The sequence below is a fragment of the Streptomyces sp. 8L genome, from assembly GCF_020176795.1.
Lineage (GTDB): Bacteria > Actinomycetota > Actinomycetes > Streptomycetales > Streptomycetaceae > Streptomyces.
Genome location: NZ_JAIUKE010000071.1, coordinates 1 through 6718, shown reverse-complemented (window position 1 = coordinate 6718; position 6718 = coordinate 1). Strand labels below are relative to the sequence as shown.

Annotated in this window: 4 protein-coding genes; 3 read left to right on the top strand and 1 reads right to left on the bottom strand. The window is 70.4% G+C overall.

Annotated features, from left to right (window positions below):
- Positions 1-45 precede the first annotated feature (45 nt).
- The gene (locus tag LCE31_RS07735; RefSeq protein WP_225013258.1) at positions 46-1182 is read left to right on the top strand and encodes an epoxide hydrolase family protein; all 1137 of its coding nucleotides are present in this window, start codon (positions 46-48) and stop codon (positions 1180-1182) included.
- A gap of 142 nt (positions 1183-1324) precedes the next feature.
- Here LCE31_RS07735 and LCE31_RS07730 read toward each other — a convergent pair whose 3' ends face one another.
- On the bottom strand, positions 1325-2311 hold the full coding sequence (locus LCE31_RS07730) for a TIGR01777 family oxidoreductase (protein ID WP_225013257.1): 987 nt from the start codon (positions 2309-2311) through the stop codon (positions 1325-1327).
- Between the two features lie 322 nt (positions 2312-2633).
- Between LCE31_RS07730 and LCE31_RS07725 the strand changes: the two genes are divergently transcribed.
- Positions 2634-4499 (top strand): phospholipase C, encoded by a 1866-nt coding sequence (locus LCE31_RS07725; RefSeq protein ID WP_225013256.1) that lies wholly within the window; start codon positions 2634-2636, stop codon positions 4497-4499.
- A gap of 304 nt (positions 4500-4803) precedes the next feature.
- Positions 4804-6585 carry an FG-GAP repeat domain-containing protein gene (locus LCE31_RS40795; RefSeq protein ID WP_225013255.1) on the top strand — a complete coding sequence of 594 codons (1782 nt, stop codon included), beginning with the start codon at positions 4804-4806 and terminating at the stop codon, positions 6583-6585.
- Positions 6586-6718 lie beyond the last annotated feature (133 nt).

Sequence of the window (6718 nt, the reverse complement as noted above, 5' to 3'; positions counted from 1 at the left end):
GCCCCGTACCACTCCGCCCCGCCCCGTACCGCAAGGAGAGTCCCCATGCCCAGCGGCAGTACGCCCATGATCTCGGTCGGTGACACCGAACTGGACGACCTGCGTGCCCGGTTGCGGGCCACGCGATGGGCCGCGCCCTGGCCGGGCGGCGGCTGGGAGGCCGGCACCGATCCGGCGGAGCTGCGCCGCCTCGTCGCCCACTGGGCCTCCGGCTACGACTGGCGGGCGCACGAAGCCGCCATCAACGCCCTGCCGTCGCACCTCGCCGACATCGACGGCACACCCGTGCACTACCTCCGCTTCGACGGTGAGCACCCCGCCGCGCTGCCGATCGTCCTCACGCACGGCTGGCCCAGCTCGTTCCTGGAACTCGTGCCCCTCGCCGAGCGGCTGGCGGCCCCCTCCCGGCACGGCGGAGAGCCGGAGGACGCCTTCACGGTCATCGTGCCGTCGCTGCCGGGATTCGCCTTCTCGCCCGCGCGGCCCCTGCTCAGCGGCGCGGAGGCAACCCACGACCTCTGGCACCGGCTGATGCGCGACGAACTGGGCTTCGCCGCCTACGCGGCCCACGGCGGCGACCTGGGCGCCGGCATCACCTCCCGGCTCGCGGAGGCACACCCCGAGGCGATCGTCGGCATCCACCTGCTGGCCGCGGCGGCTCCGGCCCGCCACGACCCGGAGAGCCTCACCGCGGAGGAACGGGCCTACCTCGCCTCCGTGGCGACCTGGCAGGAGCAGGAGGGCGGCTACCAGCACCAGCAGAGCACCCGCCCGCTCACGCTCGCTCCCGGGCTGAGCGACTCGCCCGCAGGCCTGCTCGCGTGGATCGTCGAGAAGTACCGGGCGTGGAGCGACTGCGGCGGCGACCTGTCCGCGCGCTTCAGCGACGACTTCCTGCTCACACAGGCCTCGCTCTACTGGTTCACCAACACCATCTCCACCTCGTTCCGCCCCTACTACGAGTACGCCCACGGGCCGACCCGGCGCGTGGAGCGGGTGGAGGTGCCCACGGCCCTCGCCGTCTTCCCCGCCGATCTGACCCGGCCGCCGCGGAGTTGGGCCGAGCGCACGTACCGCCTCACGCGCTACACCCGGATGCCCCGCGGCGGGCACTTCGCGGCCCACGAGGAACCCGGCCTGCTGGCCCGCGACATCACCGAGTTCTTCCGCGACCACCGCTGAACGCTCTTCCGCGACCACCGCTGAACCCGGCGCCAGCAGCCGCGCGTCGGCAGTAGTGCGACGGCAGCCCCGCATCGGCGGCCCGGCGGATGCCCGGCGGATGCCCAGGGAGTGCCCGGAGCGGCTGCGGGCCGCGCCCTCGTCATCCGGTGGTGCCCGCCACCGCCCGTGGCAGACGCGCGGCGCGTACGAGGTCGGCCGCCGCCCGCGGCCACGTGCCGTGATCGAAGGCGAACCCCGCGGCGGTCAGCCGGCCCGGGACCACGCGGCGGCTCTTGAGGAGGAGTTCGGTGTCGGAGCGCAGGGCGTACGCGCCGAGGGCGGCCATCCAGCGGGTGGCGGGCAGCCCGACCGGCACGGACCAGGCGCCGCGCAGCGCGCGCATGAACGCGCGTTGCGGCAGCGGGTCCGGGGCCGCGAGGTTGACGGGGCCCGACAGGTCGTCGCGGTCGATCAGGAACCGCAGGGCCCGGACGAAGTCGTCCTCGTGAATCCATGAGACGTACTGGCGACCGCCTGCCACCGGCCCGCCGAGGCCGAGTCGCGCGAGCCGCGACAGGACGTCGAAGACACTGCCGCGCTCCGGGCTCATCACCATCGCCGCCCGCAGGGCGACCTTGCGGGTGCGCGGTGTGTCCGCCTCCGACTGGGCTGCCTCCCAGGCCTTGGCGATCTCCACGCTGTACGCCCAGTAGCCGGGGACTCCGCTCTCGGTACCGCCGATGACTCCGCTCGCCTCGTCGTGGGGAGCGTCGTAACGGTGTGCGTAGATCGTGGCCGTGCTCATCTGGAGCCAGAGACGCGGCGGGTTCGCGGCGGCGGCCACGGCCTCGCCCACCACCCGGGCGGAGTCGACGCGGGAGTTCATCATCTCCCGGAGGTTGGCCGGTGTGTAACGGCAACTGACGCTGCGGCCTGCCAGGTTGACGATCACATCGCAACCGTCGACCTCACGTGTCCAGGGCCCTGCTGTCCGCGCGTCCCACGCCACCTCGCGCGCGCCGCCGGAAACGGCTCGGGAGGCCCCCGGGCGGCGGGTCAGGACGACCACCTCGTGTCCGTCCCGCAGGAACGCCCGCTGAAGCACCCGCCCGACGTGCCCGGTCCCCCCGGGAAGCAGCACCTTCACACCGTCAGGGTAGCGCAGATTTTTGAACTCGTTCAAAAACTCTCGCGCATCCGTACGCAGGACCTGTCGCGACGGGCTCGGCCACAGCCCCGCGAGGAGGCGCCCCGGCGGGATCGCGGGCTTCTTTGCGAGTGCGACCAGCACTCTCTACCGTTTCACAGGAGATTCATGGGGAGGTGCTGGCCAACCATTCACCCGCAGGACATGTTCGTGCCATGCGCCCGCATGTACGGCTCACAGAACATGCTTACCGAAATCCGACAGCGCATGACGACACGCCCATGGGGGCGGTGGCCGGTGCGCAGGCATGGATAGGTGACAGATGTTCAGTGCAAGAGCCATGGCGGCGCCGGGCCGGCGCAGCGCGGGGAAGGCCGCGGCGCTCGTCGCGGCGGCCGCGCTCGTCGCGCTCGGCGGTTCGGTGGCCCCGGCCACCGCTGCCCCCAAAGCGAAGGACAACAGCGCGAGGACGACCACGCCGATCAAGCACGTGGTGGTCATATTCGACGAGAACGAGTCCTTCGACCACTACTTCGCGACGTACCCGAAGGCCGCCAACACCGACGGCACACCCTTCGTGGCGTCGAGCCGTACGCCCAAGGTCGACAACCTCGCGAACGCGAAGCTGCTGAAGAAGAACCCGAACCAGTACGCCCCGAAGCGGCTCGGTCCCGACCAAGCCCTGACGTGCTCGCAGAACCACAACTACGGGCCCGAGCAACTCGCGTACAACAACGGCAAGTCGGACAAGTTCGTCCAGAACACCGAGACGGACACCTGCTCAGGCGGCCTGTTCGGCGAGCCCGGCCTCTCGATGGACTACTACGACGGCAACACCACCACGGCACTGTGGAACTACGCCCAGCACTACGCGCTGAGCGACAACTCCTACGGCTCCAACTTCGGCCCCTCGACGCCCGGCGCGCTGAACCTCATCTCGGGCCAGACCCACGGCGTGATCTCGGTCGACCCGGCCACCGGCACCGAGAACCCGAAGCAGACGGCCACGCCCAGCTCTGCCGTCATGGCCTCGCCGGACAAGAAGGGCGTCGGCACGGTCATCGGCGACCCCGACCCGGCGTACGACGACTGCGCCGACACGAACCACACCGCCACCACGCCGCTCGCCGCGATGCGGGGCAAGAACATCGGTGACCTGCTCAACCAGAAGAAGGTCTCCTGGGGCTGGTTCCAGGGCGGCTTCCGGCCGACCACCGCGTGGGACGGCACGAAGGGCACGTACGCCGTCTGCGGGGCGACCCACAAGAACGTCGGCGGCACGTCGGTCGTCGACTACAGCCCCCACCACTCGCCGTTCGAGTACTACAAGTCGACGTCGAACCCGCACCACCTGGCGCCCGCCAGTGTGAACGAGATCGGTCACAACGGCCGCGCGAACCACAACTACGACCTGACGGACTTCGACGCCGCCCTCGCCGCGCAGAAGCTCCCCGCCGTGTCGTTCCTCAAGGCCGCGCAGTACCAGGACGCGCACCCCGGCAACTCCGACCCGATCGACGAACAGCACTGGCTCACCGGCGAGATCAACAAGATCCAGAAGTCGGCGGACTGGAAGTCCACGGCCATCGTCCTCGCGTACGACGACTCGGACGGCTGGTACGACCACGTCGCCCCGCCGGTGCTCAACGGCTCCAAGGACACCACCACCGGCTCCAACGGGAAGCCCACCGACGCCGTCGCCTGCCGGCAGGGACCGAAGGCCAAGGGCGGCTACGCCGACCGCTGCGGCCCCGGCCCGCGCCTGCCGATGATGGTCATCTCGCCCTACGCGAAGACCAACGCGGTCGACCACACGCTGACCGAGCAGGCCTCGATCACCCGGTTCGTCGAGCAGAACTGGTCCACGAAGAGCGTCGGTGACGCGTCCTTCGACTCCCGTGCCGGCACGATGAACAACTTCTTCAACTTCAGGAAGCCCAACAACGTCGAGGTGCTGCTCAGCAAGAACGGCAGTGTCTCCAGCATCAGGTCGATCCCGAAGAAGGCCCCGAAGCCCGCGAAGGACGTCAAGATCACCGGCCCCATGGGCGGCGGCCTCGACGACTCGGGCCTCGCCTCCGAGGCCGGCGACTCCACGTCCCTGACCGTCCCGGTCACGGCGGGCGCCGCGCTCCTGGTCGCGATCGGCGCAGGCGCGGCGATCCGCCGCAGGCAGCGCACCTCGTAGCACCCGGCTCCCGGTGGTGGCCGGGACCGCGCGACAGCGAAGGGGCGGGGCCCAACCGGGCGCCGCCCCTTCGCCGTTCCCTGAAGAGGCCCCGCCGTTCCTTGAAGCAGCCCTGCGGTTCCTGGAAGCAGCCCTGCGGTTCCTGGAAGCAGCCCTGCGGTTCCTTGAAGAAATAGCAACGAATCTGTGAGGTTCCTGGGGATATAGTGAGGCGTCCACGTCAGTCGCACAGGCGACTCGCCTGGTCATTCACTTCCGCGCATGGACATTCCACAGCGCGTTCTTCACATCCCATGGGGGGGTTGTGTCGCATTCCTCTTCGGCGCGCACTCGTACGCGCCGTTCCGGCCGCCTGATCGCGGTCTGCACCACCGGAATCCTCGCCGCGGGCGCCTTCGCGCTCGGCCCGGCCGGCGCCGCACAGGCCGACACGGGTTCCGGCAGCACCGCACCGCACGCCGTCGCGCCGGCCAAACCCAAGAGCGCGCCGCAGCCGACGTTCACCCTGCCGAAGAAGGCCAAGGCGCCCTCGAAGCGCTCCCGTTCGCTCGTCGCGGGACAGAACACGGCCGGCGCGCCGCTGACCACACCGCGCTTCGACCCGGACGGCGACGGACTCGCCGACGTCCTGGTCGAAGGCGGCGACGGCTCCATCGGGGAGCTGGGCGGAAGCGGTGGCGACTGGAACGATCACGGCACGACCCAGCAGAAGTACCTGGATATCATCACACCCGGCCAGGAGACCTCCACGGCCACCCAGGTCCTCACACTGACCACCACGGGCCAGCTGTCGCTCTGGGACTACGACTCCTTCCCCGGCGGCAGCCCGCTGTGGACCGGGAGCGGCTGGAACACGTACAACAAGGTCGTCGCGGTCGGCGACATCAACGGTGACGGCAGGGGCGACCTGCTGGCCCGTACCCACACCGGCGACCTGTACCTCTACACGGGCACGGGCAACACGTCCAACCCGTTCGCCGCCAAGGTCAAGGTCGGTACCGGATTCGGCGTCTACGACCAGCTGGTCGGCGGCGGCGACATCACGGGCACCGGCTACGAGTCCCTGGTGGGCCGCGACCTCAACGGCGACCTCTGGTACTACCGGCTGGACGGCACGGCCTCCTCGCCGCTGGCCGCCAAGGTCAAGATCGGCACCGGCTGGAACACGTACAACCAGCTCATCGGCTACGGCGACGACCACTCGCAGCAGGGCGGCATCCTCGGCCGCCAGGTCGGCGGCGACCTGTACTACTACACGGGTGTGCCCGACGGCAGCGGTACCGGCACACTGACTCCCCGGCAGTACCTCGGTGGAAACTGGAACAGCGCGATCATCGTCGGACAGGGCAACAACGCCCTCTGGGGCAAGAACAACCTGTATGGCCTGACGTCCGCCGGCACGCTCTACTACTACTCCGGGCTCAACACCGGCGGGCTCGACTCGCGCCAGCAGGCCGGCACGGGCTTCCAGGGCGCCAAGCTCAACGCACCGGTCTCGCTGACGAGCGCGGACGAGGAGCCGGTGCTTGAGCTCTACCAGGGCACGCTCTACAACGACACCCCGGGCTACACCGACATCCAGACCACCGGCTTCGGCAGCGTCAACCTGATCCTCGGGCCCGGCGACCTGAACGGCGACGGGCGCAGCGACCTGCTCGCCCGCGACAGCGGCGGCACACTGTGGCTCTACACCGGCAAGGGCGACGGCCGCTTCAACGCGAAGACGAAGATCGGCGGCGGCTGGAACCAGTTCAACCAGATCGTCGGCGCCGGCGACATCAACGGTGACGGCTACGCCGACATCGTGGCCCGCAACTCCGCTGGGCAGCTGTACTTCTACGCGGGCACCGGCTCGGCGAGCGCGCCGTTCAAGGGCAAGTCGCTGATCGGTTCGGGCTGGAACACGTACACCAAGCTCGCGGCCCCCGGCGACCTCGACGGCGACGGCCGCGCCGACATCGTGGGCGCCACGTCCGGCGGCCAGCTGTACCGCTACTCGGCCACCGGCAAGACCGGCACCTCCACGTTCAAGGCGAAGGCCGAGATCGGCAAGGCCGGCTGGAACAGCTACACGTCGATCATCTGACATCCGGCCGCCCCGCGCGGGGGGGGCCGGGCCCCCCCCCGGCGCGGGGGGGGGCGCGGGGCCGGGGCCCCCCGGGGGCGGCCCGGCCGAGGTGGGGCATCAGCGGCTGGCGCGGGGCGGTAGTGAGGTGGAG